Raw genomic sequence first — 26,592 nt, 5'->3', positions numbered from 1 at the left:
GCAGTGCAAGCGATCCCGGATTGCTTGCTTGCCCGCAAAATCTATTTCCTGATTCCTATAAACCAACAACGTATCTCATCCTATGCATTTCGACGAAAACACCATTCGCAGCGTTGTCGCTCAAGTCTTGGCCGAAGTTGGCCCGATGCCCAAGTCCAATGGGGCTTCGTCCCAGGCCGGTGGCAAGAACGGAGTCTTCTATGATGCGGACTCGGCGGTCACGGCTGCTCGTGCTGCGTTCGAAGAATTTCGCACTCGGTCGATGGCGACTCGGAAACAAGTCATCGACATCATTCGCCGCATTTCGATCGAGAATTGCGAAGAACTCGGGTTGATGGAAATGGCCGAAACCAAGATCGGTCGCCCGGAACACAAAATTGAAAAGCTGCGAGCTCTTGGTGAAATGTCACCTGGGACTGAGTTCTTGGAAACCAAGTGTTACAGCGGCGACCACGGTTTGGCGATCATCGAACGAGCACCGTTTGGTGTGATTGGTGCAATCACGCCGGTGACTCATAGCTTGCCAACGATCACCGGCAACGCCGTCAGCATGTTGGCCGGTGGCAACACGGTTGTGGTCAACCCGCATCCATCGGGTAAAGGCGTGGCAACCGAAGGCGTGCGACGATTCAATGAAGCCATCGCTGCCGAAGTTGGCATCGACAATCTGATTTGTGTGATCGCCGAACCGACTCTCGAAACAGCCGAAGCTCTGTTCAAGCATCGCCAAGTCTCGCTGATCTGTGTGACGGGTGGACCTGCAGTTGGACGCGCGGCACTGAACAGCGGCAAGCGAGCCATCGTTGCTGGACCTGGCAACCCGCCTGTGGTTGTCGACGAAACGGCCGATTTGGACAATGCCGCACGCTGCATCATTCAGGGCGGTGCGTATGATAACAACTTGCTGTGCATCGCAGAAAAGGAAGTTTTTGTCGTCGACAGTGTTTTCGACGCGATGATGGCTGCCATGCGACGTGCGGGTGCCGTTCAGCTTGATGCAATTCAAATTTCAAATCTGACCAGCAAGGCGATCGTAAAAGTCGGCGACGACCAACACGATGCAGCTTGCAAAGACTACATCGGACGCGACGCGTCCGTTCTGGCCCAGGCAGCCGGCGTCAGTGTTCCCGAGGGAACTGAATTGTTGTTCGGCGAAACGGACGAGCATCATCCGTTCGTTACCGTCGAGCAAATGATGCCTTTTATTCCATTCGTGCGTGCTCGTGACGTTGATCATGCGATCGCACTTGCGAAACATTACGAGCACGGATTCCGGCACACCGCCATCATCCACTCTCGCAACGTTCACAACATGACGAAGATGGGACGCGAATTGGACACAACGCTGTACGTCAAAAATGGTCCTTGCATGGCGTCGCTGGGCCTTGGTGGCGAAGGCTATCTGTCCTTTTCGATTGCCGGTCCGACGGGCGAAGGCGTCACAACGCCCAACACGTTCACTCGGGAACGCCGCTGCAGCATGATTGACGAATTGCGAGTGGTCTAACCCGATGCAAACTGCCCGCGTCCTAGGATCAACTCGTGCGACCGTCAAAGATAAAAGTCTTCAAGGTCAACGTTTGGTGATTGTCCAGTTGTTGCTCTTGAACGAGATGCCCGACGGACCACCCTTGATTGCTCTGGACGTGCTGGGGTGTCGACGCGGTGACCGCGTGATGTTGACCAGCGACGGGACACTTGCACGCGAATTTACAAAAAATATAGATACACCTGCCCGTTGGACTGTGATGGGAATTTTGGACTAGCCCGCAATGCCGACCCGACCCAACCCTACGATTCTCTCTGCGATCGATTCAGCCGTCTTGGCTCGGATCGTCGGCGAGGTGATTGCGCGGTTGAAAGCGAGTCAATCCGTTGTGGTTGAATCCAAAATCATTGACGCCAAGACGATTGGACAGTACGCGGTTGGTGCCACGATCACGATTGCTGCAAGAGCCATTGTGACACCGGCGGCAAAGGACGAGGCAAAACAACGAAACATCACGATCACGCGTGACGCGGTCATCACCCAGGAATCGATCGGCAAGCCATCCTGCTCTGTCAAAATCATGGATTCCGACCATCAAAGGGCGGAATCCGTCGAGGCACAGTTGGTCCGTCGCGGTATCAATTTGGCTGCGGCCAGCGTGGTGCTAAGCGATGCACCGGCGCTTGAAGTTGCCAGTCAGTTCGGCAGTGGAAAGCGAGCGGTCATGATCGGTTCTCTCGATGATGTCAATCGTTTTGGACGCGAAGTTGATCCTCAGGTGTGGGTTTTGGATATGAAACGATTGAATTTGATCGCAGCGGTGAACGTGATATCAGCGATCACTCGATTTAGGAGCGTGAGCAAATGAAAATGGCCCGAACGATTGGATCGGTGACATTGTCGAAAGCTCATCCAGCCATGGCTGGTGCGAAGCTTCGTTGTGTTGAAGTGGTAGAGTCGATTGAACAAATCGACACGTTTCCGCTTGGTGGCGAAACTGTCGTTGCTTGGGATTTATGCGGCACCGGTATTGGAGACTTGGTGGCGATCGCAGAAGGCCCGGAAGCGGCGCAGCCGTTTCGGCCGGATGTGAAACCGATTGATGCGTCCATCGTGGCGTTACTGGATGAAGTGGACTTGGATTGACGCCAAGCGAAAAAGAACCCTTAGTCAGATACTCAAACGAAAAAACTGATATGCAAAACCTTCATAAGATCAAGCAAGACATGTGCGACATCGGTCGTCGCATCTACGACCGTCAATTCGCTGCGGCTAACGATGGCAACATCACCGTTCGGGTTAGCGAAAACGAAGTACTTTGCACGCCGACATTGCACTGTAAAGGGTTTTTGACGCCTGACGATATTTCGCTCGTCGACATGACTGGCAAGCAATTGTCGGGTCGCAAGAAACGGTCAAGCGAAGCTCTTTTGCACCTAGAAATCTATCGCCAACGCGAAGACATCAAGAGTGTCGTGCACTGCCACCCGCCGCACGCAACTGCTTTCGCGATCGCTCGCGAGCCGATTCCACAGTGCATCCTTCCCGAAGTTGAAGTATTCCTGGGTGACGTGCCGATCACCAAGTACGAAACACCAGGCGGGCAGAGCTTTGCTGATACGATCATTCCATTCGTCAATCGCACTAACGTCATGATCCTCGCCAATCACGGTACGGTCAGTTACGGCGAAACGGTTGAACAAGCATATTGGTGGACTGAGATTCTTGACGCTTATTGCCGCATGCTGATTCTTGCCAAGCAACTAGGTGGGGTCTCTTACCTCAGTGGCGAGAAGTCACAAGAGTTGTTGGACCTGAAGGAACAGTGGGGCTACAAGGATCCACGCAATACGCCTGAGTATGAAAACTGTGACATCTGTGCAAACGATATCTTCCGCGATTCGTGGGCCGATTCGGGCGTTGCTCGTCGTGCCTTCCCTGCACCGCCGTCACTGAAGCCGTCGGCTGATGTGGGTGCCAAGAATGGCATGCCAGCAGGCGTCACCGAAGAAGCGCTAGTCAAAGCGATCACTGATGAAGTGATGCGTCAAATGCGCCAAAACTAGGCGGCAAACGAACTGTATTCGTAACCGCAAACTCTATTCGCAACTGGAAAACGCCGCGCGGTCGTCGCCAACGCCTTGGCAGACATCGCCGCTGGTATTCAGCACCTCAACGATCTACTCCCAACACGATTTGAAATCATGAAAGTATCCATCATCGGCGCCGGCGGATTGGTTGGCTCTTGTGCGGCCTACGCGCTGCAGTGTGGCGGCATCGCCAGCGAGATTGCGTTGCTGGACGTCAACCAAGAAATGGCTGTTGGGCAAGCGCTCGACTTACAACACGGCAGCCCCAGTGTCGCTGATCAAGTGATCTCGGGCGGCGGCTATGAACACATTCCTTCCAGCGATGTGATCTGCATCACGGCGGGACTGCGACGCAAGCCGGACGAGTCGCGTTTGGACTTGATCAATCGCAACACGGACTTGTTCGTGCAAATCTTGCGTGACGTCAAAGCGGCTGGTCCTAAGCCCTCGGCGATCGTATTGGTGGTCAGCAATCCTGTTGATATTCTGACTTACGTTGCTGCCCAAACGCTTGGGTTGCCCGTCAACCAAGTGATCGGGTTGGGAACACAGTTGGACACGATCCGGTTCTGTTCGTTGATCGCAGCCGAACTGAAAGCGCCGCCTACTCAAACCAAAGCACTGATCCTTGGCGAGCACGGGGATTCGATGGTGCCGATCTGGAGTAGCGCGACAATCGCCGGTTTGCCGCTGGACAAGTATCCAGGTTGGAACGCCAATTTGGCCAACCAACTGTTCACGCGAACACGCGGCAGTGGTGCCGAAGTGATCAAGCGAAAGGGCGGCGCTGGTTTTGCCGTCGGGATTGCGATTCGTGACGTCATCGACGCAATTGTCCTGGACCAGCACAAGATTCTGCCCGTCAGCAGCGTCCAATCAGGCTGCTATGGCATTCGTGACGTCGCGTTATCAGTACCCACTGTGGTGGGAAGAAAGGGCGTGATTGATCGTTTGGAAATTGATCTTTGGCCCAAAGAAGTTCAGGGGATTCGTGCAAGCGGCGCGGCTTTACGAAAAACTCTCGAGATTGTCCTGCCCCGGGTTGGTTAGGGTCTCGTCAAAGCTCTGTGTTTGATTACTTTAGAGGCAGCCGATGCCTCGAAACGGGGTGCACAGGTTTTCGAAGTCACATTTTAACGGCTGTGTACTAACTTTTCCTGTGTCTCCCTTTCGGGGCATCGATTTCTTAGCCACACATTGCGACTTGAGTCGCCATGCGAGATCTCAAGAGTTGCGGACGGGGAACGAATTTCGAGCTTGCAGGTTTCGCCTCGATCTCGCCGCATCGTGTGTGTCAGCGGATCAGCACGATGATTTGCACGTCGATGTCGCTTCCCGAATCGCCGACAGATCCAGCCGGCATCGGAAGGAACTGCAAGTTACCCAAATCGCGAGAAACCGCTTGGGTCGCATCTGAATCGCTGGCCAGCCAAACCAGATTTGAATGCCGGATCGCGTGAGGTTCGTTTGCTGCGTCCTGGAACTTCTGCAGCAGCTTGACGTCGTCCGTCACCGACAATTGCAATGACTCGATGCCCTGTTCGTCGGCCAAAAGTTGGACGTGCAATTGGTCGAATTTCTTTCCTGTTGTTCGCAGGTACATCACCGAGACTCGGTCGTCGGCATTGCCCTGGGTCGCTGCCTTGACCGCGGCATCTTGAAGAGACGCTTGGACGTCTTGGGGCTCTAGCTGAGCGATGCCGGCGGATCGAAGCGACTTTCGAAATGCACCGCGTGCGCGGCCTAGTTCGGTTTCGCGAATGTTAACGACCATCAATGGCGAGTTTGACAATTGCAGATTGCTAGCCAGCGATAGGTCGGTTTGCAGTAGATTCGATTGCGATCCCGTTGGCATCGATCCAGTTGTTGATGGTTCACGCGGGGTAACCGCAGGCGATTGGTCAGTCGCGGCCGCAATGTTGGCAGTCATCAAATCGGGCGATTGGAGGGCTGCCGATGGGTGCGTCGGAATCGAATCCGAAATGGCGATATCCATCGCGACCGTTTCGGGAGTCTTGGCCGGTTCAAGCTTGGCGATCGCGTGGGTTGGTGGTGGTGACTTCAAGGCAGCGTCATCAGCGTCTGGACCGAAAGCCAGGACCGCGATTCCGACGCTGGCGGCGATTCCGCCAATCACGCCGGCCATCCGCAACCACGATACCGAATCACCGGGCTGATGCAGCGACGTGGGATGTTCCGAAACGCGTACCAACGGATGGTCTTCGGCTAGTCCTTCGGCGCGGGCTCGAGCCACAGCGGCTTCGACGACTCGGCCGGCAAACCCTTTGTCGAGTTGATGCGTACGGTCGATCGAAGCAATCAGTCGAAGCGACTTACGCATTTCGCGAAGCTTGTTCAATTGTGCGCCGATCGTCGGGTCAGTACGAAGCCAGTTTTCGACCTCGGCTTGCTCGTCGGATGTGAGGGCTTCATCCAAATAGCCGCTCAGTAGGTGGTCGACGTGTGCTTGAGAGAATGTCATCGCGTTAAAACCGTGGGTCAATAATTGGGGCTCGATCGAGGTTGCGTTTCCCGACTCGCCCACCGCCCGCTTGGCTGCTATTCAGAATCATCGTCTGGCTTGGCATGATAGCGGTAATGGAAAGCAGTCATTGCTTTCGACCCTGTTGTGATGCCCAAACGAGGGCCAAAGTTCCCTGTCGTGTCGTCAAAACTGGATGAAGCCGTTTTTTTCGACATTTTTTTGGGTACACCCGGTGGCAACATGCACAGCAAATCGGCGTCGGGAATTCTCAATAGCGCTCAGACGTTCACCTTCATTGCTGCAACTACAGAACAACGGTTTATGGGATGTCTGACGACTATTTGCGAACCAACCGAAAGGTTTACGACTCGATGGCGGCGGCTGGCGATCCGCTGTGCCGGCCGGCGAAAGACTGCGAGCTGGCAGATCCACTAAGGACGGTCGATGCCGCCGGCTGGTTGGGAAAGTCGATCCAGGGCCGCCGTTTGCTGTGCTTGGCCGCAGGCGGTGGTCGCCAGAGTTCGCTCTATGCGGCCGCCGGAGCTGACGTCACGGTGGTTGATTTGAGCGGCGCGATGCTAGAACTCGACCGCCGCGTGGCGGCCGAACGTGGCTACTCGTTGCGGCTTTTTGAGACCTCGATGGACGATTTGTCGATGTTCGCGGGCGGTGAATTCGACATTGTGATCCAGCCAGTCAGCACTTGTTATGTGCCCAACATCGCACGCGTTTTTGCTGAGGTCGCAAGAGTCTCGCGGTCCGGAGCACTCTACATCAGCCAGCACAAGCAGCCGGGCAGTTTGCAAAGCTCAGTCGAGCCAAATTCAAGCGGCGGCTATTCGAATCTGCATCCCTACTATCGCCAAACAAAATCGTCCAGCCAACCTAACCAACCGATTCCGGCTCCGCCTGCTTCGACGCACGCGGTGACCCGCAGCGCGACAAAGCGACTGCGAGAGTCGGGAGCCGTGGAATACTTGCATCGATGGGAAGAGATCGTCGGCGGGATGTGTCGATCTGGGTTCGTGATCGAGGATCTGACTGAACCGCTGCACGCCAAAGCGGATGCCGAGGTCGGCTCGTTTGGCCACCGTGCCAAATTTATTCCCCCGTATGTTCGAATCAAAGCCAAACGCGTTGGCGCGACGCAGGCATCCACGAGCGACGGCGGAAAGATCTGGCTGCCGTCGAGCTAGGCAACTATTAATCAACGTCTATCGAACTAGCGCCTATCGGATCAGTGCGACCTCGATTTCAAGCCCAGGGCCAAAGCCCAGCATTACCCATGGTTTCGGGCGACCCTGTTCTGCGAAACGTTGCAAAATGAACAGCATCGTCGCTGATGACATGTTGCCGTGATCCGACAGAACTTTGCGAGAAACGCTGAGAGCGTCGGCATCCAGTTTCAAGCTAGTTTCGGCCGCAGTCAAGATTCGCGATCCGCCCGGATGAACAGCCCAGCCCTGAACCGATTCAATCGTTTCGCCTTGGCCAGCAAGCCAATCCACCATGAATGATTTTAGGTACTTTTCGATCAGCCCAGGGACTTTGGCGGACAGCGTCATTTCAAAGCCGTTGTCGCCAATCAACCAAGTCATCGCATCCCGGCTGTCGGCGACCAAGTAGGAACCTGTTGCAGCCACGGATCCGATGGACCCGAATGCCGAGTCATTCGTGTCGTCCGAAAGGGCGGCGTCGGTGTGGGCGCGATTGAGCACGACGGCTGCTGCACCATCAGCAAACAACGCTCCGCTAACAATGCGATCGGGGTCGTATCCGTATTGGTAGTGCAGGCTGCAAAGTTCGACACTGCACATCAGCACGTTGGCGTCTGGCGAGGCTGCGACCAAACCGGACGCGGCGCGCAGACCGTTGATGGCACCGTGGCATCCCATGAATCCAACTTGAACGCGCTGGGTCGTCGGCGGTAAACCTAAACGATCGATCAATTCAATGTCGACGCCGGGGGCGCTAAATCCGGTGCATGAAACGGTCACCAGGTGAGTGATTTGATCTGCCGTTGTGCCGCTGGATTTCAGAGCTTTCAATGACGCTTGAGTCGCTAATTGAGGCGCTTCGAGAGCGTATCGATCGCTTCGTTGTTGGGTGGTCGGGCCACGATCTTCGGGCGAAATCAGCGGTGGGTAGAATTCGTTGACGATTTCTAAATCGTGGTTCTCTTCCAGCAAGACACTGCCCCTGTGCTCGATTCCGGTGCGCCGGTAGAGCGCAGCGACCTTTCGAGACTGGCTTGACGTGGTGCACGACATTTTGTCGGCGAAATTGGCACTCGCTAGATGACCAGCTCGGAACTTCGGAATCGCGATGCCCATCCCTCGGATGGCGGACTCGATCGTGTCGGCGGAGAGGTCGACAGTGGTGGCGTTCGGCTTCATAGGGCCCGTTCAGTCGTATTGTGGTCAAAACCAGAGTGCTGCCGATCGAAGTTACGACACATGCACGCTGCGGTACCCGTCAATTGATAATACCAATTAGCTAATACCGTACCGAACAATGGTAATCACGGGCAGGTGCGAAATTCGCGAACCTGAACAAAAGGACGGTCAAAACCAACACCAAAACCATTGCAGCACGCCAGGGCGTGGAATCACGACCACTGGTCGCATGCAATTCGATCGCGCCTTAAAATGAGACGAACGCGAGATTGTCGCTGGCAGCATCGCAGTCCCCGTAAATGAGCCAGAATGATTCATGGTCGCCTACTTAGCGGTTCGCAGTGGTCCCGAGAAAGGGAAGCAGTTTCCCCTGGATCGATCGCGTCCGTTGCATATCGGACGAGGTTCGTCTTGTGAGATCATGTTGAGTGATCCGGTCAGTTCGCGATTTCACGCCGTCGTCTATTTCGAAGACGGTAATTGGCACCTTCGTGACACCAGCAGCCGAAACGGGACTCGCGTGAATGGCCAAAAAACTGACCATGCTCGACTGCTGGACGAGTCCGTCGTTTCGATCGGCAGTACGGACCTGCAATTGGTCGAGCCCGATATGGATTCCAATGACGAGACGATCCACACCCAAACGATGGTCCAGGATGCGCCGACTCGGCGAAGCTGGCGAAACGATCTGGACGATCCGGTCGAGGGCGTTGCCAAGGCTGGCCACCTGATCGACTTGTACACACTTAGCCTGCAATTGCTGAAGAGTGAGGGATCCAGTGAAGTCATCGAAACGGTTCTGGAACTGCTGCGAGACCGAACCGATGCGGACGTTGTTGCCGTGTCGTTCGATACTGGCGACGGCCGGTTGAAGCCGCTTCGTGTTTTCCCACCCGAACAAGCCGACGCGGTTTCAATCAGTCGGGCGCTGGTTCGGCGAGTGGTACGGCACGGCGAAGCTTTGTTGATCAACGAGGAAACCCAAACCGATCTGAATGGACCCAATTTAGATGGCTTGAAGATCGACGGCCCTTGGTCCGATGTGATCTATGTGCCGCTCGATAACGGTGATCAAAAGTTGGGCGTCTTGCATCTGTACCGTTCTACGCCCCGATTTCAAGAACGACACTTTGAGTTGTCCGTCGCCGCTGGGCGACTCTTGGCCGTCGGTTTAGCTCGCGCGATCGAAAATGATGTCTTGCGAGTCGAGAGTCGTCGCATCGCCGATCGCAACGCGGACTCCGATGACTTCATTGGTTCCAGTCCGTCGGTGATGAAGTTAAAGGCCAAGATCGAGCGAGTGGGAAACGCGAGCGGGTCGGTGTTGATTCGTGGCGAGAGTGGCGCGGGCAAGGAATTGGTTGCTCGCGCGGTTCATCGCGCCAGCCAACGTTCGCGCCGGCCGATGTTGACGGTCAACTGCGCTGCGATTCCCAGCGAGCTGATCGAGAGCCAATTGTTCGGACACAAAAAGGGTTCGTTCACCGGCGCGGACAATGATCACGTGGGTTGGTTCCAGCAATCGCATACCGGAACACTGTTCTTGGACGAGATCGGTGAGTTGACACTCGAAGGGCAAGCCAAGCTATTGCGGATTCTCGAAGGACATCCTTTCTTACCGGTCGGGGCGACCGAGGAAGTGCTGGTCGATGTACGCGTTTTAGCGGCGACCAATCGCGACTTGGCAGAGTTCGTTCGTGAAAAGAAGTTCCGCGAAGACTTATTCTATCGTTTGAGCGTGTTCGAGCTGCTGGTGCCTCCGCTGCGTGATCGTGGCGACGACATTGACATTTTGATCGATCACTTTCTTGATCATTTCCGCCGCCAACATGGCCGGGCTGCTCTAAAACTTTCGGACGCTGCGCGATCTCGATTATGCGAATACGCCTGGCCGGGAAATGTTCGGCAACTTCGCAATGTGATCGACAGCGCGGTCGTGATGGCCGATGAACCGACCATCGAGGTCGACGATTTAGGTTTGCGTGACGCTGGTCTTAGCCAGCTCGATACGCTGCGAATTGACGAATGGGAACGAAGGCTGATCACCAAAGCGCTAGAACGATCGGCGGGCAGTGTTCCCGACGCGGCCAAGTTGTTGGGGATCAGTCGAGCAACGGCTTATCGAAAGATTACTGAATACGAAATCAATCGCTAACGAGCGAAATGCATGCGAGCGATTCTGTCCGCGCCGGGCTCACGAGGCGACGTCAATCCAATGGTCGCCATCGGCGCGGCACTGAAACGTCGTGGATTCGAAGTCGTCATCTCTCTCGCCGAGCCCTACGCAAAAGTTGCCGAAGACGCTGGACTGATCGTCGAGCCCGTCATCGATACTGCTCGGTTCGACGAATTGCTGTCCAATCCAGCCGTCTGGAAGCCGATTCGTGGTGCGCGGGCTATCTTTCGTGAAGTTGCCGGTGATTTTTTGCCAAGACACGCCAAGGTCATTCGGCGCCACCATGTACCGGGCGAAACGATTCTTGTTTCGCATCCGCTCGACCTGGCGTCGCGGATTCATCGCGAAGTGGATCAGGCGACGCCGCTGGTCGATGTTCATTTGGCGCCGTCGATGCTACGCACATTTGATGATCCGCCACGAATGACTCCTTGGCCGTTCGAGTTGCGGCGTCCGCAGTGGTTACTTCGGTCGGCGTATTGGTTGGCCGACAAGATCGCGGTCGATCCGATAATCGCGAGTAAAGTCAATCAAGTTCGCGCCGAACATGGTCTGGCACCGATCAGTCGCGTGATTCACGATTGGTGGTTGTCGCCCGATCGTATTTTGGCCATGTATCCGCAGTGGTACGCACCGGCAACCGCATCGTTTGCGCCCCGATTGGTGCATTGTGGGTTTCCGCTTCATGACGCGGTTTCCGGTGACGTGTCTGGTCTGCCGGGCAACCGTCCGATCGTGTTCACCGCTGGCACGGCTCACCATCACTGTGGCAAATTCTTCAGTGCGGCAGTCGCTGCTTGCCAGCGTCTGGATCGCCCCGGACTGTTGGTTTCGACTCACACAAAAAATTTCCCCGATCGATTGCCGCCTCAAGTCGCGACGACCGGCTACGTCTCGTTCGCGAATCTATTTCCTATTGCATCCGCGGTCATTCACCATGGTGGGATTGGAACGACGTCCCAATGTTTTGCCGCCGGCGTCCCGCAAATCATTCGGCCGATGGCGTTCGACCAGTTTGACAACACGGCACGTGTCGAGCGGTTAAACTGTGGACGCTGGCTGAGAAACGATCGGCATCTCGCCGAAACACTGGATGCCGTCTTGCGGGATCCTGCGATTGCTCGATCGTCCCACCACATCAGTCAACGCATCCAACGTGATGCCGTCGAGCGTGCCGCAAGTGAAATCCACTCGCTGATCTTCAATCCCAATGCGACTCAATAGCCAAATCAGAAACCAAAATTTGAAACCATGATGCACGTCTCTCGCGTCTTCGCCGTCCTGTGTTTGGTCACGCTGTCCGCCTTTGCCGCTCGTGCTGCGTCGCTCGACCGCCCCAATGTCGTCATGATTTTGGCGGACGATTTAGGGCTGCATGATTTATCAGTTGAAGGTAGCACGTTTTATCAAAGCCCGAACATCGACGCGCTCGCTCGCGGCGGAATGCGTTTCACCCAGGGTTACGCGACCTGCCGAGTATGCAGCCCGTCGCGAGCCAGCATCCAATTGGGGAAGTTCACCGCACGTCACGGAATCACCCAGTGGATCGGTGCAGCATCAGGGAAGGATTGGAAGCGTGGCGACCGGCTGCTACCTGCCGATTATCTGCATGCACTTCCTGCGGATGACATCACACTTGCCGAATCCATGAAAGAAGGCGGCTACAAAACCTTTTTTGCGGGCAAGTGGCACTTGGGTGGCGAAGGTTCGTTGCCCACCGACCATGGTTTCGACATCAACGTCGGTGGTCACCACGCTGGCAGCCCGCCCGGTGGATACTTTGCACCGTACAAAAATCCAGAAATGAAAAATGGCCCCGACGGAGAATCGTTGACGCTGCGACTTGCTCGCGAGACTTCGGACTTCATCGCATCCAATCAGGACAAACCGTTCTTTGCGATGTTGTCGTTCTATACCGTTCACGGGCCACTGCAAACGTCGCCCGATCGATGGTCTAAGTATCAAAGGATTGCAGCGGAGAAACCTGCGGTTGATCAGCGTTTCAAAGTGGATCGCACGCTGCCGGTTCGCCAAGTCCAAGATAATCCAGTTTATGCCGGCATGATCGAAACGATGGACGATGCCGTCGGCATGGTGATGGAAACGCTCAAGAAAAATGGTTTGAGTGAGAACACCATCGTGATTTTCACCAGCGACAACGGCGGAGTCTCGTCGGGTGACGGTTACGCGACCAGTAATCTGCCGCTGCGTGGTGGAAAGGGACGGCAATGGGAAGGCGGAGTTCGAGAACCCTATTACATTTGTTTTCCGGCCAAGATCAAAGCTGAATCGACTTGCGATGTGCCAGTCACCGGTGCCGACTTCTATCCTACGATCATGGAACTGTGCGGGTTGCCGGCCAAGCGTGACCAACACGTCGATGGCGTCAGTCTGGTTCCGCTGCTCGATGGCGGTTCAATTTCACCTCGCCCGCTGTATTGGCACTACCCGCAATACGACAACCAAGGCGGCGAGCCCAGTTCGTTGCTGCGAGACGGCGATTGGAAGCTGATCCATTATTACGAGGATGGGCGAAATGAACTCTATAATTTGGAAGCAGACCCGACCGAGACAAGCGATCTAGCGTTGACGCATTCGGTTCGCACCCAGCGAATGGCAGCGCAATTAGATGATTGGCTAAGATCCGTTGGCGCGTTGTTTCCTGAGTCTAACCCTCGGTTCGATCCAGCAAAGTCGGAGGCACGCTTTGAAAACGCACGCACGGTCGGTAAAGCAAAGCTGGAACGACAGCATGCCGAATTGTTGAATCCAGATTGGCAACCCAATGCCGATTGGTGGGGAAGCGCGGTCACAAAAGACTAGCAATTCTTTTAAGTCATTAAATACAATGCCGTTACCCGCAACGGCCAACTCTACGTTACCCGGACGCAAATTCATGAATGCTCTCAATCGACGCCGTTTTATTCAATCGACCACGGCGGCCACGATCGCCGGAGGTTTCTTTAGCGAAACCAAGGCACAGGGGACCAACTCGGCAAACCAGAAACTGAAAATTCTTTGTGTTGGTACTGCCAATCGAGCCGCGGAAGACATCAGGGGAGTCGAAGGCGAAGACATCGTTGGTTTGTGCGATGTCGACAAGAATTATCTGGATCGTGTTTCGGCAAAGTTTCCTACCGCAAAAACCTATGCCGACTATCGCGAAATGATCGCGGCTGAATCTGACCGCGCTGATGCAATCGTGATCGGAACGACTGACCATCATCACGCACCTGCCACCATGCGAGCTATCCAAGCGGGGTTGCACGTGTACTGTGAAAAGCCGTTGACTCACACCGTGGCCGAAGCACGCATGATTGCCGAAGCTGCCAAGGTGGCTGGTGTCGCGACGCAAATGGGCACCCAAATTCATGCCGAGGACAACTACCGACGCGTGGTCGAGTTGGTCAAGTCCGGCGCGATCGGTGACGTTGGCGAAGTTCACGTTTGGGTCGGCAAAGGATGGGGCGGCGGTGATCGGCCGGAAAAGGGGGATCCCGTACCGGCGCACCTTGACTGGGATCTGTGGCTTGGCCCAGCACCCGAGCGCCCATTCGCAATCGGTCGTTATCATCCTGCGCAGTGGCGTCGTTGGTGGGATTTCGGTCAGGGAACACTTGGCGATATGGGATGTCACTACATGGATTTGCCGTTCTGGGCGTTAGATCTACGTCATCCGGTTTCTTGCGAGGCCGAAGGCCCCGAGGTCCATCCCGAAACTTGCCCACTCGGTCTGACCGTTCGTTACAAGTATCCGAAGCGAGGTGATTTGGCGGCCGTTGACTTGACGTGGTACGACGGCGACCAATGTCCCAAAGAAGTCGCCGGCGAACGAGTTCCTGGCAGCGGCGTGATGTTTGTGGGCAGCGAAGGTAATCTATTTGCCAGCTACACCAACTATAAATTGTTTCCGAAAGAAAAGTTCGCAGACTTTCAGCCACCGCCTCAAACGATTCCGAAATCGATTGGGCACCACGCAGAGTGGATCGCCGCTTGCAAAGACGGCACGCCGACGACGTGCAACTTTGATTACTCCGGTGCATTGTCTGAATCGGTGCTGTTGGGCAACGTCGCCTACCGAACCGGAAAGAAGCTGGATTGGAACGCCGCCGAATTGAAGGCGACCAATTGCCCCGAAGCCGACGCACTGATCCACAAAGATTATCGCGCTGGATGGGAAGTCGAACCGCTAGTGTTGGCCGAAGCTGGTCAGTAACGTACCTGCCTTGCACTTTGAACGCCCTGCACCGGGCGCCTCACTCGATCCATCAATCATTTAACGGAGAACTCACTTGTCACGGAAAATCTTCCTGTCAATTGGACTGGTCGCTCTAACCGGTTGTGGATCGTCGACACCCGCTACAGTCACGCCACCTGCCAAAGCGGAGGCGGCGAAAGTCGTTGCGGTAGCTGATGATGCCGAGGCGGTTGCGAAAATCGAAGCACTGACTGAGAACCTGCGGCGAAACGCAGACGGCTCGATCACTCATGTTGATTTGCGTGGAACCGATGCGTCGGACGAAACGCTGGTGGCCGTTGGTAAATTGGCTTCGCTCGAGCAACTAGATTTGCGAGAGTGCGGGATCAGCGACGCAGGGCTGGAGCATCTAACTTCGCTAACTAAGTTGAAGGCGCTGCGGCTTTCCGGTAAGGAAGGCGACTGCAGTGTCAGCGACGACGGAATGGTCGCAGTTGGCAAGCTGACCAGCCTGAAAGTGCTCGCTATTGACTATCTGTGGATCAGTGAAGATGGATTAGGCGAGTTGTCGGCGCTAAAGAATCTGCAAGAGTTGTACATGGCTGAAACAACGATCGCCGATGAAGCGATCGACGTGATGGCAGGTTTTTTGAACCTGAAAAAGCTGCGAGTCGCACGCACACGGATCGGTGAAGCAGCCTTGGCTTCACTGCCAAAGTTGTCAAAGTTAGAAGAACTCGATCTCAGCGAATGTGCTCAGATTTCGGATTCCGCGATGGGACCGCTTAGTGAAATGAAGTCGCTGAAGAAACTAAATCTCTGGCGAGTGAACTTGTCGGATGAAGGCATTGAACCACTGGCTGGTTTGACGAATCTGGAAAACTTGAATTTGGACAACACACGTTTGAGCGACGAAGGGTTGCCGCTGTTAAGCGGGCTGACCAAGTTGACGTTCTTGCATCTCGGTTCGACCGCGATTTCGGACGCAGGACTTACGCATTTGAAAAACTTGACGGCTCTAAAAGACTTGATCGTGACGCGTACCGGCGTAACACAGGCCGGCGTTGATGAACTGAAGAAGTCGCTGCCGAACACGAAGATTCAACTGTTGTATTTGGGCGGCGAATGATCCGTGAAGTTTCAGTTTGCGGTTCTGTTTGTAACGGCAATCACGGCGGCTGCGTCGTTTTGGGACGCTCCCTATCCAGAAGAACTGAAATTGCAGCATGGACCGACGTTGCTGATTCTGGTTGGGATGGCGTCGTCGTCGGTTTGGTTTCGGATGTCGAACCTGTCGTTCACGTGCATCATCGCATTTTTGATGCTGCACATCATTGGGGCGCGGTGGATCTATTCATTCGTGCCTTACGACAAGTGGACGGATACGTTGTTCGGGATCGAGTTGACCCAGCATTTCGGATGGCAACGAAATCACTACGATCGACTGGTACACTTTGCATCAGGCCTGCTGCTGACGCCTCCTGCGTCAGAATTGGTACAGCGTGCTGGTCGTATGCGACCGTGCGCAGCGGCGGTCACGAGCATTGCGGTTGTGTTGGCGGTCGGTGCGATTTACGAAATCCTTGAATGGCAGATCGCGACCTTTTTCTCGCCAGCGGCAGCCGAGTCCTACAACGGTCAGCAAGGCGACGTCTGGGATCCACAAAAGGATATGGCTTTGGCGTGGTTTGGCGCCGTTATCGCAGCCGTCATTGTGTTTCGCTGTTCATTTGATCCGATCAAAGGACAGAGTGTTTCGTCATAGAAGAATCGACGAGTGACAACGAACTTTCCATTGGCGACGGGTCTGAGATTTTGATTACATTGAGCTGTTCGCGAGGTCGATTTTCTATTGAAGATCGTTCCGCGTAGAAAACGGACTCTCGTGACTCTCAATTCTGATGCCATGGCCAAGCTCTATTTCTACTATTCAACGATGAACGCGGGGAAGTCAACGGTCCTGTTGCAGTCCAGTTACAACTATCGCGAGCGTGGCATGAACACGCTGTTGTTAGCGCCTGAAATCGATAATCGAATGGGGGCCGGAAAGGTATCGTCGCGGATCGGAATCAATGCGGAAGCCGAGGTTTTCAACACCGCCGATAACTTGTTTGTGATCGTCGATCACGAGCATAATCGAGCGCCGATTCACTGTGTCTTGATCGACGAGGCTCAGTTTCTGACGAAGCGGCAAGTTCATCAGTTGAGTGATGTTTGCGACAACTTAGAAATCCCTGTGCTCGCCTATGGGCTGCGGACCGATTTTCAGGGCAACTTGTTCGAAGGCAGTGACGCACTGCTCGCCTGGGCCGATACGTTGTCCGAAATCAAGACGATCTGCCACTGCGGCAGCAAGGCAACGATGGTGCTGCGGATGGACAATTCAGGGCGTGTTGTCAAAGAGGGCCAGCAGGTCCAGATCGGTGGCAACGAACGATACGTGCCGGTTTGTCGAAAGCATTTCAAAGAAGGAATTGCCCAAGGCGGCGATCCTCAATTGCCGCTGCTGTAGTTTATCCTGTACGTCGGTCGGCTCACGATGCCGAAGCAGAGTGCTGCATCTAGAGTTCGCTCGACGCAGGCTACGGCAGTTCGCGGACGCGAATATTTCGGAAGTGAATCGGGGCACCTTCGGATTCAAGGCACAGGTAGCCTTCGTTCGGTTGGCTGTCCTTGCCGCCTGATACTTCTACGCCGTTGACCCACAGTCGGACTTCGCCGTTGATCCCCCGAACGTAGTAGTGATTCCATTCCCCGAATCCGTTACTGAGATTCTTTGACGGAAAGCTACGACTTCCGTTGGGCGAAAGTGGTGGGAATGGTTTCATCGTTGATTTTCCGACCGCGAAAATATCACCGTTGGTCGAGAACCAGTCGCCCGGTTTTCCGCTTCGTTTTTCGTACAGCTCGGTGTAGCCATGGTCGAGCATCTGGATTTCGATTCCACCGTTGGGCAGCGTATCGGGTTTCAGTTTTTCGAGCGCCGAGATGGGGACCCAAGCGAATACACCCGAGTTACCGCCGTGCGTTTGGTGTTGCCACTCGATCGACAACTCAAAGTTCTTGTAAGATTTTTTAGTTCGCGTGACACCGATTGGTGTGCCGCTGCCAATCGCGATGCCGTCCTTCCAGGTCAACGTTTTGTCGTCGCCGTTGACGCGAACAAAATCGTCTTCGCCAAGCGTGATCCACCCCGGCCCATCACCAACTTGCGTTGGCCATGATTCAGCTCGCGCTGAAATGGTGAAGGTAAGCAGTCCAACCATCAAGCATAGAGATCGAATCATCAAGTTGTCTTTCGGTGGCGTAGGAGGCAGCGTAGGAGACTATTCAGCGTCGTCAGCATCAACTTTTTCAGGCGGGGCGCCGAGTTGTTCTTCGAGCAATCGGTCCAGTTCTTTACCGCGTGCTCGCATCGAAACAACCTTACCTTCTTTGTCCACTAAGATTGCGGTCGGGATTCCGGAGATTCCGTAGTAAGTGGCGACTGGGTTGTCCCATCCCATTTCGTCTTCCTTGTCGCTGATCAAATTGGTCCACGCCAGTTCTTCTTGCTCGACATATTCTTGGCAAGCTTCCAGCGTGCGATCTAAATTGATTCCAACGACGGCGAACCCTAGGTCGCCGTAGAGGTCGAGATTGCGTTTCATGTTGGGCACTTCACCACGACAAGGTCCACACCACGAAGCCCAAAAGTCGACCAAGACTACTTTGCCGCGATAGCTTTCCCAGTCAAATTCTTCGCCTTCGGTTGTTTTTCCAACCAGCTCGATTGGATTGCCTGGCAACTGGATTCGTCTGGCCGCGCCGATCATTTTAGGAGCCCGTTCCTGCATGGCTTCATCGTCGGAAGCCTTCATCCAGTCGCCCATCTGTCGATAGAAATTGGCGGCGATTTCAGTGTTGCCGGATTGGGCGATCGATTCTGCCAATCGATATGAAAGTGCAAAGACACTGCGGTCGAACGATGATTCGGAAACCATCGTTTCGATTTCGCCAATCAGTGCTCGCTGGTCTTCTGGGCTCGCGTTACTTGCCTTTTCGATTCGCTGTTTCAACTGTTCGGCCACAGCTAATTTGCGAATGGCCGGGCGGTCATCGTTAGCCAGTTCGTCCACTAGCTTTTCGAGACGCGCGGCTGCTAATTTTTCGTAGCGGGATAGGAACGTTAACACCGAAATCTGCTCCTGCAGGGCACCAGTGAGCAGTTCAACATCGACGTCATCGAGCCTGCGAATCTCGTCGACGGTGTCCGCCACAACGGTCGCGGACTTTGACATTGTCTCGAGGGTTCGTCCTCGTAGCCGAGTGACGGCGCGCATGTGGGCGACCAGTTCTTCGGCGGTTGCGTTTTCGGGGATCTGATAGGGATCCGCCTCTTCGGCGTCCTCGGTTTCGGTTGCAGCAGGTTTGTCAGCATCCGCAGTGACGGAATCTTGCGACTCGGCGCTAGGCAGAATCATGCAACTGGCGAATGAAATCGCCACAGAGAACGCAATCGGCGATCGAAAGAAACGCAGCATGAAACGAGACCTCGGGAAGAGTAGCGAAGGGAAACGCGGTACTCAAAGCTTAGCGATCTCGCAGCACGCATACAAACCAAATGGCTAAGAATCGAGCCACCTGAAATTCACCAGTTTCGCCGGGCTGTTCACGGTGTTGTTCACCATAACTCCGGACGTCACTGCCCGAGTTATTTCTTCGCGTCGTAAATCGACGGGTTCAGTGTCGGGTCATTGTACATCTTCATTTGCCGGTACGTTCGATGCTGTTTTCGCCCGGCAAAGATGTCGTCGAGAAGCTGCTGTAGCGACGTGGACAGGTCCGTGTGCTGCTGCTCGCACAGCGCGATTCGTTCGTTCACTTTTGCGCGGTGCGATTCGTCCGCGTCGGCGCGGTCGGCTTGTTCGCGATAGTGATACAGTCGCAGCGACATGATCGACAGGCGGTCGATCGCGCTGCCAGGTGTTTCCGTGTTGATCGGACCGCCCGCCGCCGACACGCCCGCGTCACACAGGATTATGGTCAACGCATCGTCGACCTTTTCGATCATGTCGTTTCGAGCTTGGTTGAAACCGTCGATCGCCCGTTTGACCGTCGCGATCTCTTGATCAGTCGCAGATGGGCTTCGTGCTTTATCTTCTTCGTGCCACAGCCGATAATTGAATTCATGTTGTTGGCAGACAAGCGACTTGATCCCTTCGTAGGGATTTTCGATCGGCTCGCGGTGCCAAAGATCGACCGTGTCGATCTGCAACTGAGTCAATTCAGCTATGGCGGGAAAGGATAAAGCATTCGGCATCGATCAAACTTCCTTTTCTTCGATCCAGTTCATCATGCGACGAAGTCCGATGCCGATTTGCTCGACACCATGTTGTCGTTCCAAACGACGAGTTGCCTTAAAGAACGGTGCACCGGCACGGTTTTCCGAGATCCACTTGCGAGCGAATTCGCCGGTTTGAATTTCGGTCAGAATCTTCTTCATCTCAACTTTGGTTTCAGGCGTGATGATGCGTGGGCCGCTGACATAGTCACCGTACTCGGCTGTGTTCGAGATACTGTAACGCATGTAGCTGAGTCCACCTTGGTAAAGCAGGTCGACAATCAGCTTCAGTTCGTGCATGCATTCGAAGTAAGCCATTTCGGGCTGATAGCCAGCTTCGACGAGAGTTTCGAAACCAGCTTTGACCAACTCGCTGACGCCACCGCAGAGAACGACTTGTTCGCCGAATAGGTCGGTTTCGGTTTCTTCGGCGAAGGTGGTTTCGATCACACCACCGCGGGTTCCGCCGATGCCCTTGGCGTAGGCCAAGCCGATTTGCTTGGTAGTGTCCGATGCGTCTTCACCGAGTGCGATCAAGCAAGGAACGCCACCGCCCTTTTCGTACTCGCTGCGAACCAAGTGGCCAGGTCCCTTGGGCGCGACCAACAGAGTGTCGATACCGGCGGGTGGTTCGATTTGGCCGAAGTGAATGTTGAAGCCGTGCGAGCACATCAACACGTTGCCCTTGGACAAGTTGTCGCGAATGTCGCTCTTGTAGATGTCGCCTTGAACTTCGTCGGGAAGCAAGACGTTGATGACATCGGCTGCTTTGCAAGCGTCAGCGATCGACATTGGCTTGAAACCGTGCGAGACGGCCAAGTCGTAGTTGGGCGAACCGGGGCGTTGACCGATCAAGACTTCGACGCCGCTGTCGCGAAGGTTTTGAGCTTGAGCGTGGCCTTGCGAGCCGTAACCTAGGATCGCGACCTTCTTGCCCTTGAGGTGCGAAAGGTCAGCGTCGTTTTCGTAGTAAATCGTTGCAGCCATGTCAGGAATATCGGTTCGAGTATCGGGGAGAGGGTTTTAAAGATTAAGAGTTTCCGGCGATCCGTCGTCTTCGTCAGTCCGTTAGGAGGCGAATCGAGATTCGCTTTCGTCGATTGCTGAACTTTCGTTGCCGCTGCGGACCATCGCAATTCGGCCCGTGCGGACCAATTCGGTGATGCCGTAGGATCGCATACGTTCGATGAACGCTTGAACCTTCGTTTCGCGTCCGCTGATTTCGATCATGACTTCTTCGGGGCCAACATCGACGATTTGCCCGCGGAAAATGTCGACCAGTTCTCGAATTTCGCTGCGAGCGGATCCGGCTGGCGCCTTTACCTTCAGCAACAGTAGATCGCGTTCAACGAAATCACTGCTGCTGACGTCCAGCACCTTCACAACCGTGACAATCTTTTCCAGTTGTTTGCCGACTTGTTCCAAGACTTGATCGTCGCCGACGACCACGAAAGTCATTCTGGACAGAAGTACGTCGTCCGTTTCGCCAACGGCCAGCGAGTCGATATTGAAGCCGCGTGACGCGAGCATGCCCGAAATGTGGGCCAGAACGCCGGGGACATTCTGGACCAGGGCGGATAGAACATGACGCTGGTTGGATTGAGACATCAGCGGGCGGAAAATGGGTTCGGGGGACGAATGGAGTCGGTCGGGGAACCGTCCGAAGCGTGGCATCATAATTTTGGCCTCTAAATCCAACAAGGGCTGCGATTTGGGACCGGTCAGCTTACGATAGACTTCCGGCCGGTCCCTTTTCATGGTTTTGTGAACTGGTTTCAATTTCTGGGACGCGTCACCTCAGACGCGCTAAACATGTCTTTCCGTATCGATTTACCGGCTTATCGAGGCCCCATCGACCTGCTGCTGTACCTGGTACGGCGGCACGAGGTCGACTTGGCCGAGATGTCGTTGGCTAAGATCGTCGACCAGTACGTTTCCTACATCGAAGTGCTGCAGGAGATGGATTTGACGGATGTGGGGGACTTTATCGATCTGGCCAGCACGCTGGTGGAGCTGAAAAGTCAGTCGGTTTTGCCGAAAATTGTCGATGAAACCGAAGAAAGTGCCATCGAGGACCCGCAAACCGAACTGGTCGAACGGCTGTTGCAGTACAAAGAAATCCGAGACGCGGCGGCTGTTTTGGACGAAATGGGCGGCCGATGGCAGCAGCGGTACGAAAGGATGACGGACGATTTGCCGGCTCGGCGAGTCGATTTGGGAGATCAGCCGATCGTTGATTTGGAGATTTGGGACTTGGTCAGTGCGTTTGGCCGGATCATGCGGGAAGCTGGTGGACCACCCCAAACCGAGGTCATCTACGACGACACCCCGATCCATGTTTATATGCAGCGAATTCATGCCAAGCTGGGCAAGTCTGAACGATTGCCGCTGTTCGATTTGGTGGAAGGTGGAATTCACAAATCAGCCGTCATTGGGTGGTTCTTGGCAACGTTGGAATTGACCCGCCACCACGGTGCGGCGGTCGAACAGTCTGACACCGGCGACATCTTTGTGGTTCGCACCGCAAGCTATACCGACGACTTAAGTGTCAACGAAGTCGACAACTACGGCGCCGAAGAGTTCAAGGCTGCCAACATGCCCGGGATGCCTCGGTAGTCTTGGTGTGTGTCAGTTCGGCCTTTAACGCCGACTGTTCTGCGAGTCGTTGTTATCACCGCCTGGCTGCCGAACCTTTATTTAATCATTTGCATCACTGGATTCATGGTCGATAACGTCCCCCTCATTTCGCATGTTCATCACGGTCTGACGATCGATGGCTATTCGCGCGCCGCCGTCCAAACGTGCTGGCGGATCAATGAACTGAAGCTGTTGTTCGACGTCGGCGTCCAGCCTTGGGAATTCATGGGCACGCCAACCATGTTTATCTCGCATGCGCACCTGGATCACATTGCTGCCCTACCCGCTTACGTGTCACGTCGGCGCATGATGAAGATGGATCCGCCGGTGATTTATATGCCCGACTCGGCGGTCGATACGGCCTGGGACATGTTGCAGTGTTTTCGCAAACTCGATCGCGGTGCGATGCCCTGCGAACTGGTTGGATTGTTGCCAGGCGATGAAACTCATATCAGTCGCGAGTACATCGTGACCGCGTTGCCCACGACTCATACCATCGATTCGCTTGGGTTTGTGGTTCATCAGCGGCGTCACAAACTGAAACCTGAATTTGTTGATCTAACGGGTGAACAAATTCGTGATCTGAAAACAAGTGGCACGGAAATCACGACCGAGTCGAGGATTCCGATCGTTGCGTATTCTGGTGATACGGCGCCGAAGGGGCTGGATGACAATCCGGTTTTCTATGAAGCGAAAGTGTTGATCAACGAGATGACCTTTGTCGCGCCGGAACATCGAAAAGACAAGATTCACAAACATGGTCACATGCACATTGACGATTGGCGAAAACGCGCCGATCGTTTCAACAACGAACTGCTGATCGCCGGCCACTTAAGCACTCGGTACAACGAGAGCCAAGTGAAACGGTTCGTCGACAAAGTGTTCCCCGACAAAATGGACGGCCGTTTGAAGCTATGGCTGTAGAGGCGATGGCGGCAGCGTCGTTTGTTTGGCCGACACCTCGATCGGTTTACCTTCATGTGCCATTTTGCAGGCACCGCTGCGGGTACTGTAACTTTAGCGTCGTGGCGGATCGAGACGACCTGATCGATCGGTACTTGGATGCGATCGATTGCGAGTTAGCATCGCTCGACCGTCCTGTCGTGAATACCGTGTTCATTGGTGGTGGTACACCGACACATTTGCCACCCGTGGCCCTTTCAAAACTGCTGGCGATCGCAAAGCAGCGGTTTCAGTTTGAAGGTGATGTCGAGTTCAGCACCGAGGCGAACCCGGAAGACATCACGGCCGAGAAACTCGATTGCCTGGTTCACCATGGCGTCAATCGAATCAGTCTTGGCGTTCAATCATTCAATGACGACAAGTTGCGTTTGCTTGAACGGGGCCATACCGGCGGGCGTGCCGCCGCGATGATTGAGTTGGCCGCGTCGCGGATTCCCAACGTTTCAATTGACCTGATTTTCGCGGCACCCGGTGAAACAACCGAGCAGTGGCAGCAAGACCTAAGCACCGCTTTGTCGCTGCCGATCCAGCACATTTCGACCTATGCGTTGACGTTCGAAAAAGGCACGTCGTTTTGGTCGCGTTTGTCTCGCGGCGATTTGTCGACCACCGACGAAGCGATCGAAGTCGAAATGTATCAAGCTGGTCGCCGGATGACCGCCGAGGCTGGTCTTTCGCACTACGAGATTTCCAATTTTGCTCGGGCTGGTCATCGTTGCCGTCACAACTTGGCATATTGGGATGGGCAAGGTTGGTATGCGGCCGGCCCCGGCGCGGCTCGGTTTGTTGGCGGTCGGCGTGAAGTCAATCATCGCAGCACGACGACCTACATCAAGCGAATGGAATCGGGCCAAACGCCAACGGCCGAGTCCGAATTGATCTCGCCGCTGCAGTGTGCGCGCGAGCGGGCGGCGTTTGGAGTTCGCCTGATCGACGGTGTCGATATTGATGCGATCGGACGCGAGACAGGGATTCCGATCCGCGAAGCATGCTCCGACGCAATCGCTGGTTCGTTTGCCGAAGGGTTGCTGGAAGAAGCCGGCGGTCGAATGCGGCTGACTGATCGCGGTGTGCTGTTTGCCGATACGGTCGCGTCCCGCTTTTTGGGGTAGGGACGCGTGCAGCATGGTTGCGTGAAACTCGCTTAGCGATCGACCTTAACGAATGGGTAAAAAGATTCAATTGTGACGGTTGTGTTGGTCGATGTTGTGGATATCTATCCACGTATGAGACTGCCACAGGGCTTCCGACTATGTATTTGCAGAAACGATTCGCGGCCGTCATTGCTTGCTCGGCTTTGCTTTGGATGACCGGATGTGTCGGACCCATGGCTTGTGGGCCAAACGGCGCCCGCGGACCTTTGGCGATCAATTCTTGTGGCGGATGCGGCGACTGTGAAGGTTGCGGCGAGCTTTACATCGATCCGTGGATCAATGAACCGGCCAATTGTGTCGATCCATGTGACAAGTGCGGAAACCACAACGGCCAGTCGTGCGGAAAGTGCCGTTCGGTGTTCAGCGGCTTCGAAAGCCTGTGGGGATACCGTTGCAATGGCGGATGCGATTCCTGCGGCAGCGCATCATGTGGCGGCGGATGCTGTCCACCGATCAGCGGCGGAGCACTGGGCGGTGGCCCTGGCGATTGTGATTCCGGCTGTGGATGTGATGGCGGTTGCGACTCGTGCGGTGGCCAGGATTCCGTCTACATCAGCGGTGACGAAATGATGCCGCCGACCGAATACATCGAAAGCACTCCGACGCGAGCTTACGCGCCCAGCCGATCTCGCCAAATCTTCAAGCCTCGCGGTGACTTTGGTTCGGGTTTGCGATAAAGCATCGAATTCGAAAGTCGTTGTTAGTTCAAGCGTCTTTTCAGAGAAACGAACCTCTGGATTCCGACTAGCCCAACGATCAAACCCAAGCCGATCAGAATCAGTCCCATCGTTCGGATGGGAACGGTATCGGCAAAGAATTTGATCAGCGTGACTCCGGTCGCAGCGACCATCAAAGCCGTTCGACCATAGGCTAACAACGTCCGCTCGTTTGCCAAGTGAGTACGAGCGAGAGCGAGATCGTCGCCGCGGGAACTCACCGCTTTCTTGTCAGCCATCCTAAGAGTCGACCCTTGGGAAAGCCGCCGGTTGGCCAAACCAAGGCGGATAGAATCCTTCGCGAACGGCCAGCAAAATCGCTTTGCCGTGCAGGTGTTCGGGGCCATGAGTGCAATCCCATTCCTGGCGTTCTTCGTACCGTAGTACTCGCAATCGCGAACTTGGATCGACTGCCCACCTCGCCAATTGGTTCGGCCGAAAATAGTTCACCACGGCGCCGGCCGTCTCGCTGATCGGCGCGTCGCTGTCACAGCCCGGCTTTTGATCGCTGCCCGGATCTTCGGTCGTGTGGACTTCGACAAACAGCATGCCGGTATCGGTCAATGCCTCAGTCATCCGCTGCCAAACCCGTTTCGCATCGGCGGCGGGAATGTGATCGAGCACGGTCGTCGCGATCAGGGCGTCAATGCTGTTTTGTGGCAGATCAACCTCGCGAACATCTGCTTCCTTGGTCGTGACCAATTTCTCGACGCCCGCTGCCTCGGCCCGTTCGCGGACTCGTTTGAGGCCACGACTGCTTAGATCTACCGCCGTGACTTGAAAACCGGCTGATGCCAACGCGATCGTGTCTCGTCCGGCACCGGCACCCAAGTCAATTGCGGTGCCCCCGCATTCGATTTGATCCAGAAACGCCGCGATCGCTGCCGTTGGCGCGTCACCGTAGGCGATATCCTTGCGGTCGTAGGGTTCAAAAAAAGGGTCGGCCGTTTGAGGCATGTTTGGCG

The 26,592-nt window shown here is 55.0% G+C and carries 27 protein-coding genes; 18 read left to right on the top strand and 9 right to left on the bottom strand.

Annotated elements, in window-relative coordinates; translation table 11 throughout:
* The first annotated feature begins 82 nt into the window (after window positions 1-82).
* The 6 genes from Poly59_RS11920 to Poly59_RS11895 all read left to right on the top strand — a co-directional run bounded on the left by Poly59_RS11920 (window position 83) and on the right by Poly59_RS11895 (window position 4,629).
* Window positions 83-1,507 carry an aldehyde dehydrogenase family protein gene (locus tag Poly59_RS11920; protein WP_146534231.1) on the top strand — a complete coding sequence of 475 codons (1,425 nt, stop codon included), beginning with the start codon at window positions 83-85 and terminating at the stop codon, window positions 1,505-1,507.
* A 4-nt stretch (window positions 1,508-1,511) separates the two neighbouring features.
* The gene (locus tag Poly59_RS11915; protein WP_146534230.1) at window positions 1,512-1,766 is read left to right on the top strand and encodes a EutN/CcmL family microcompartment protein; all 255 of its coding nucleotides are present in this window, start codon (window positions 1,512-1,514) and stop codon (window positions 1,764-1,766) included.
* 6 nt (window positions 1,767-1,772) lie between these two features.
* A complete protein-coding gene (locus tag Poly59_RS11910) occupies window positions 1,773-2,357 on the top strand; it encodes a hypothetical protein (RefSeq protein WP_146534229.1) in 585 nt (194 codons plus the stop codon).
* Window positions 2,354-2,635 carry a EutN/CcmL family microcompartment protein gene (locus Poly59_RS11905; RefSeq protein ID WP_146534228.1) on the top strand — a complete coding sequence of 94 codons (282 nt, stop codon included), beginning with the start codon at window positions 2,354-2,356 and terminating at the stop codon, window positions 2,633-2,635. Before Poly59_RS11910 ends, Poly59_RS11905 begins: the two co-directional genes overlap by 4 nt.
* 50 nt (window positions 2,636-2,685) lie before the next feature.
* On the top strand, window positions 2,686-3,555 hold the full coding sequence (locus Poly59_RS11900; RefSeq protein WP_146534227.1) for a class II aldolase/adducin family protein: 870 nt from the start codon (window positions 2,686-2,688) through the stop codon (window positions 3,553-3,555).
* Between the two features lie 138 nt (window positions 3,556-3,693).
* Window positions 3,694-4,629, top strand: coding sequence for a lactate/malate dehydrogenase family protein (locus Poly59_RS11895; protein ID WP_146534226.1), 936 nt, complete (start codon window positions 3,694-3,696; stop codon window positions 4,627-4,629).
* 244 nt (window positions 4,630-4,873) lie between these two features.
* Here Poly59_RS11895 and Poly59_RS11890 read toward each other — a convergent pair whose 3' ends face one another.
* Window positions 4,874-6,061: an anti-sigma factor family protein gene (locus tag Poly59_RS11890; protein ID WP_146534225.1), complete on the bottom strand. Its 1,188-nt coding sequence runs from the start codon at window positions 6,059-6,061 to the stop codon at window positions 4,874-4,876.
* Window positions 6,062-6,435: 374 nt separating this feature from the next.
* Between Poly59_RS11890 and Poly59_RS11885 the strand changes: the two genes are divergently transcribed.
* Window positions 6,436-7,260: a class I SAM-dependent methyltransferase gene (locus Poly59_RS11885; RefSeq protein ID WP_146534493.1), complete on the top strand. Its 825-nt coding sequence runs from the start codon at window positions 6,436-6,438 to the stop codon at window positions 7,258-7,260.
* Between the two features lie 33 nt (window positions 7,261-7,293).
* Here Poly59_RS11885 and Poly59_RS11880 read toward each other — a convergent pair whose 3' ends face one another.
* A complete protein-coding gene (locus tag Poly59_RS11880) occupies window positions 7,294-8,460 on the bottom strand; it encodes a type III polyketide synthase (protein WP_246151571.1) in 1,167 nt (388 codons plus the stop codon).
* Between the two features lie 316 nt (window positions 8,461-8,776).
* Here Poly59_RS11880 and Poly59_RS11875 point away from each other — a divergent pair, with 316 nt between their 5' ends.
* From Poly59_RS11875 to Poly59_RS11845, 7 genes are all read left to right on the top strand, one after another.
* Window positions 8,777-10,615, top strand: coding sequence for a sigma 54-interacting transcriptional regulator (locus tag Poly59_RS11875; RefSeq protein WP_146534224.1), 1,839 nt, complete (start codon window positions 8,777-8,779; stop codon window positions 10,613-10,615).
* 12 nt (window positions 10,616-10,627) lie between these two features.
* Entirely contained in the window at window positions 10,628-11,860 is a 1,233-nt protein-coding gene (locus Poly59_RS11870) for a glycosyltransferase (protein ID WP_146534223.1), read from the top strand.
* A 30-nt stretch (window positions 11,861-11,890) separates the two neighbouring features.
* Window positions 11,891-13,459 carry a sulfatase gene (locus Poly59_RS11865; protein ID WP_146534491.1) on the top strand — a complete coding sequence of 523 codons (1,569 nt, stop codon included), beginning with the start codon at window positions 11,891-11,893 and terminating at the stop codon, window positions 13,457-13,459.
* Window positions 13,460-13,532: 73 nt separating this feature from the next.
* Window positions 13,533-14,852 carry a Gfo/Idh/MocA family protein gene (locus Poly59_RS11860; protein ID WP_246151570.1) on the top strand — a complete coding sequence of 440 codons (1,320 nt, stop codon included), beginning with the start codon at window positions 13,533-13,535 and terminating at the stop codon, window positions 14,850-14,852.
* Window positions 14,853-14,928: 76 nt separating this feature from the next.
* A complete protein-coding gene (locus Poly59_RS11855; RefSeq protein ID WP_246151569.1) occupies window positions 14,929-15,963 on the top strand; it encodes a leucine-rich repeat domain-containing protein in 1,035 nt (344 codons plus the stop codon).
* 3 nt (window positions 15,964-15,966) lie between these two features.
* Entirely contained in the window at window positions 15,967-16,599 is a 633-nt protein-coding gene (locus tag Poly59_RS11850) for a DUF2238 domain-containing protein (RefSeq protein WP_146534221.1), read from the top strand.
* Between the two features lie 120 nt (window positions 16,600-16,719).
* Window positions 16,720-17,346, top strand: a complete 627-nt coding sequence (locus tag Poly59_RS11845; protein WP_246151568.1) for a thymidine kinase — start codon at window positions 16,720-16,722, stop codon at window positions 17,344-17,346.
* Between the two features lie 70 nt (window positions 17,347-17,416).
* On the opposite strand, the gene Poly59_RS11840 is transcribed toward Poly59_RS11845, so the two are convergent.
* The 5 genes from Poly59_RS11840 to ilvN all read right to left on the bottom strand — a co-directional run bounded on the left by Poly59_RS11840 (window position 17,417) and on the right by ilvN (window position 21,765).
* Window positions 17,417-18,121 carry a 3-keto-disaccharide hydrolase gene (locus Poly59_RS11840; RefSeq protein ID WP_146534220.1) on the bottom strand — a complete coding sequence of 235 codons (705 nt, stop codon included), beginning with the start codon at window positions 18,119-18,121 and terminating at the stop codon, window positions 17,417-17,419.
* Between the two features lie 39 nt (window positions 18,122-18,160).
* The gene (locus Poly59_RS11835) at window positions 18,161-19,357 is read right to left on the bottom strand and encodes a peroxiredoxin family protein (protein ID WP_146534219.1); all 1,197 of its coding nucleotides are present in this window, start codon (window positions 19,355-19,357) and stop codon (window positions 18,161-18,163) included.
* A gap of 170 nt (window positions 19,358-19,527) precedes the next feature.
* Window positions 19,528-20,136, bottom strand: a complete 609-nt coding sequence (locus Poly59_RS11830; protein ID WP_146534218.1) for a DUF4254 domain-containing protein — start codon at window positions 20,134-20,136, stop codon at window positions 19,528-19,530.
* Window positions 20,137-20,139: 3 nt separating this feature from the next.
* Window positions 20,140-21,144, bottom strand: coding sequence for a ketol-acid reductoisomerase (ilvC, locus tag Poly59_RS11825; protein WP_146534217.1), 1,005 nt, complete (start codon window positions 21,142-21,144; stop codon window positions 20,140-20,142).
* 81 nt (window positions 21,145-21,225) lie between these two features.
* Entirely contained in the window at window positions 21,226-21,765 is a 540-nt protein-coding gene (ilvN, locus tag Poly59_RS11820) for an acetolactate synthase small subunit (RefSeq protein ID WP_146534488.1), read from the bottom strand.
* A 204-nt stretch (window positions 21,766-21,969) separates the two neighbouring features.
* Between ilvN and Poly59_RS11815 the strand changes: the two genes are divergently transcribed.
* From Poly59_RS11815 to Poly59_RS30130, 4 genes are all read left to right on the top strand, one after another.
* Window positions 21,970-22,773 (top strand): segregation and condensation protein A, encoded by an 804-nt coding sequence (locus Poly59_RS11815; RefSeq protein WP_146534216.1) that lies wholly within the window; start codon window positions 21,970-21,972, stop codon window positions 22,771-22,773.
* A gap of 105 nt (window positions 22,774-22,878) precedes the next feature.
* Entirely contained in the window at window positions 22,879-23,718 is an 840-nt protein-coding gene (locus tag Poly59_RS11810; protein WP_146534215.1) for an MBL fold metallo-hydrolase, read from the top strand.
* On the top strand, window positions 23,709-24,869 hold the full coding sequence (hemW, locus tag Poly59_RS11805) for a radical SAM family heme chaperone HemW (RefSeq protein ID WP_315852577.1): 1,161 nt from the start codon (window positions 23,709-23,711) through the stop codon (window positions 24,867-24,869). The genes Poly59_RS11810 and hemW overlap by 10 nt, the downstream gene beginning before the upstream one ends.
* A 140-nt stretch (window positions 24,870-25,009) precedes the next feature.
* A complete protein-coding gene (locus Poly59_RS30130) occupies window positions 25,010-25,588 on the top strand; it encodes a hypothetical protein (protein WP_246151567.1) in 579 nt (192 codons plus the stop codon).
* Window positions 25,589-25,611: 23 nt separating this feature from the next.
* Here the strand turns inward: Poly59_RS30130 and Poly59_RS11795 are convergent, their stop codons facing one another.
* Both Poly59_RS11795 and Poly59_RS11790 read right to left on the bottom strand, forming a co-directional pair.
* Entirely contained in the window at window positions 25,612-25,866 is a 255-nt protein-coding gene (locus tag Poly59_RS11795) for a DUF202 domain-containing protein (protein ID WP_146534214.1), read from the bottom strand.
* 1 nt (window position 25,867) lies between these two features.
* Window positions 25,868-26,584: a class I SAM-dependent methyltransferase gene (locus tag Poly59_RS11790; RefSeq protein WP_146534213.1), complete on the bottom strand. Its 717-nt coding sequence runs from the start codon at window positions 26,582-26,584 to the stop codon at window positions 25,868-25,870.
* Between the last annotated feature and the right edge of the window lie 8 nt (window positions 26,585-26,592).

Source organism: Rubripirellula reticaptiva (genome assembly GCF_007860175.1).
GTDB classification, from domain to species: Bacteria; Planctomycetota; Planctomycetia; order Pirellulales; family Pirellulaceae; genus Rubripirellula; species Rubripirellula reticaptiva.
Note: the sequence above shows the minus strand (reverse complement) of the source record. Positions and strands in the feature narration are given on the sequence as shown.

What these genes read in the sequence shown, in the direction of transcription:
- Poly59_RS11920 (WP_146534231.1), top strand. Translation starts at nt 83, where the DNA reads ATGCATTTCGACGAAAACACCATTCGCAGCGTTGTCGCTCAAGTCTTG.
- Poly59_RS11915 (WP_146534230.1), top strand. Translation starts at nt 1,512, where the DNA reads ATGCAAACTGCCCGCGTCCTAGGATCAACTCGTGCGACCGTCAAAGAT.
- Poly59_RS11910 (WP_146534229.1), top strand. Translation starts at nt 1,773, where the DNA reads ATGCCGACCCGACCCAACCCTACGATTCTCTCTGCGATCGATTCAGCC.
- Poly59_RS11905 (WP_146534228.1), top strand. Translation starts at nt 2,354, where the DNA reads ATGAAAATGGCCCGAACGATTGGATCGGTGACATTGTCGAAAGCTCAT.
- Poly59_RS11900 (WP_146534227.1), top strand. Translation starts at nt 2,686, where the DNA reads ATGCAAAACCTTCATAAGATCAAGCAAGACATGTGCGACATCGGTCGT.
- Poly59_RS11895 (WP_146534226.1), top strand. Translation starts at nt 3,694, where the DNA reads ATGAAAGTATCCATCATCGGCGCCGGCGGATTGGTTGGCTCTTGTGCG.
- Poly59_RS11890 (WP_146534225.1), bottom strand. Translation starts at nt 6,061, where the DNA reads ATGACATTCTCTCAAGCACACGTCGACCACCTACTGAGCGGCTATTTG.
- Poly59_RS11885 (WP_146534493.1), top strand. Translation starts at nt 6,436, where the DNA reads ATGGCGGCGGCTGGCGATCCGCTGTGCCGGCCGGCGAAAGACTGCGAG.
- Poly59_RS11880 (WP_246151571.1), bottom strand. Translation starts at nt 8,460, where the DNA reads ATGAAGCCGAACGCCACCACTGTCGACCTCTCCGCCGACACGATCGAG.
- Poly59_RS11875 (WP_146534224.1), top strand. Translation starts at nt 8,777, where the DNA reads ATGGTCGCCTACTTAGCGGTTCGCAGTGGTCCCGAGAAAGGGAAGCAG.
- Poly59_RS11870 (WP_146534223.1), top strand. Translation starts at nt 10,628, where the DNA reads ATGCGAGCGATTCTGTCCGCGCCGGGCTCACGAGGCGACGTCAATCCA.
- Poly59_RS11865 (WP_146534491.1), top strand. Translation starts at nt 11,891, where the DNA reads ATGCACGTCTCTCGCGTCTTCGCCGTCCTGTGTTTGGTCACGCTGTCC.
- Poly59_RS11860 (WP_246151570.1), top strand. Translation starts at nt 13,533, where the DNA reads ATGAATGCTCTCAATCGACGCCGTTTTATTCAATCGACCACGGCGGCC.
- Poly59_RS11840 (WP_146534220.1), bottom strand. Translation starts at nt 18,121, where the DNA reads ATGATTCGATCTCTATGCTTGATGGTTGGACTGCTTACCTTCACCATT.
- Poly59_RS11835 (WP_146534219.1), bottom strand. Translation starts at nt 19,357, where the DNA reads ATGCTGCGTTTCTTTCGATCGCCGATTGCGTTCTCTGTGGCGATTTCA.
- Poly59_RS11830 (WP_146534218.1), bottom strand. Translation starts at nt 20,136, where the DNA reads ATGCCGAATGCTTTATCCTTTCCCGCCATAGCTGAATTGACTCAGTTG.
- ilvC (WP_146534217.1), bottom strand. Translation starts at nt 21,144, where the DNA reads ATGGCTGCAACGATTTACTACGAAAACGACGCTGACCTTTCGCACCTC.
- ilvN (WP_146534488.1), bottom strand. Translation starts at nt 21,765, where the DNA reads ATGTCTCAATCCAACCAGCGTCATGTTCTATCCGCCCTGGTCCAGAAT.
- Poly59_RS11815 (WP_146534216.1), top strand. Translation starts at nt 21,970, where the DNA reads ATGTCTTTCCGTATCGATTTACCGGCTTATCGAGGCCCCATCGACCTG.
- Poly59_RS11810 (WP_146534215.1), top strand. Translation starts at nt 22,879, where the DNA reads ATGGTCGATAACGTCCCCCTCATTTCGCATGTTCATCACGGTCTGACG.
- hemW (WP_315852577.1), top strand. Translation starts at nt 23,709, where the DNA reads ATGGCTGTAGAGGCGATGGCGGCAGCGTCGTTTGTTTGGCCGACACCT.
- Poly59_RS30130 (WP_246151567.1), top strand. Translation starts at nt 25,010, where the DNA reads ATGTATTTGCAGAAACGATTCGCGGCCGTCATTGCTTGCTCGGCTTTG.
- Poly59_RS11795 (WP_146534214.1), bottom strand. Translation starts at nt 25,866, where the DNA reads ATGGCTGACAAGAAAGCGGTGAGTTCCCGCGGCGACGATCTCGCTCTC.
- Poly59_RS11790 (WP_146534213.1), bottom strand. Translation starts at nt 26,584, where the DNA reads ATGCCTCAAACGGCCGACCCTTTTTTTGAACCCTACGACCGCAAGGAT.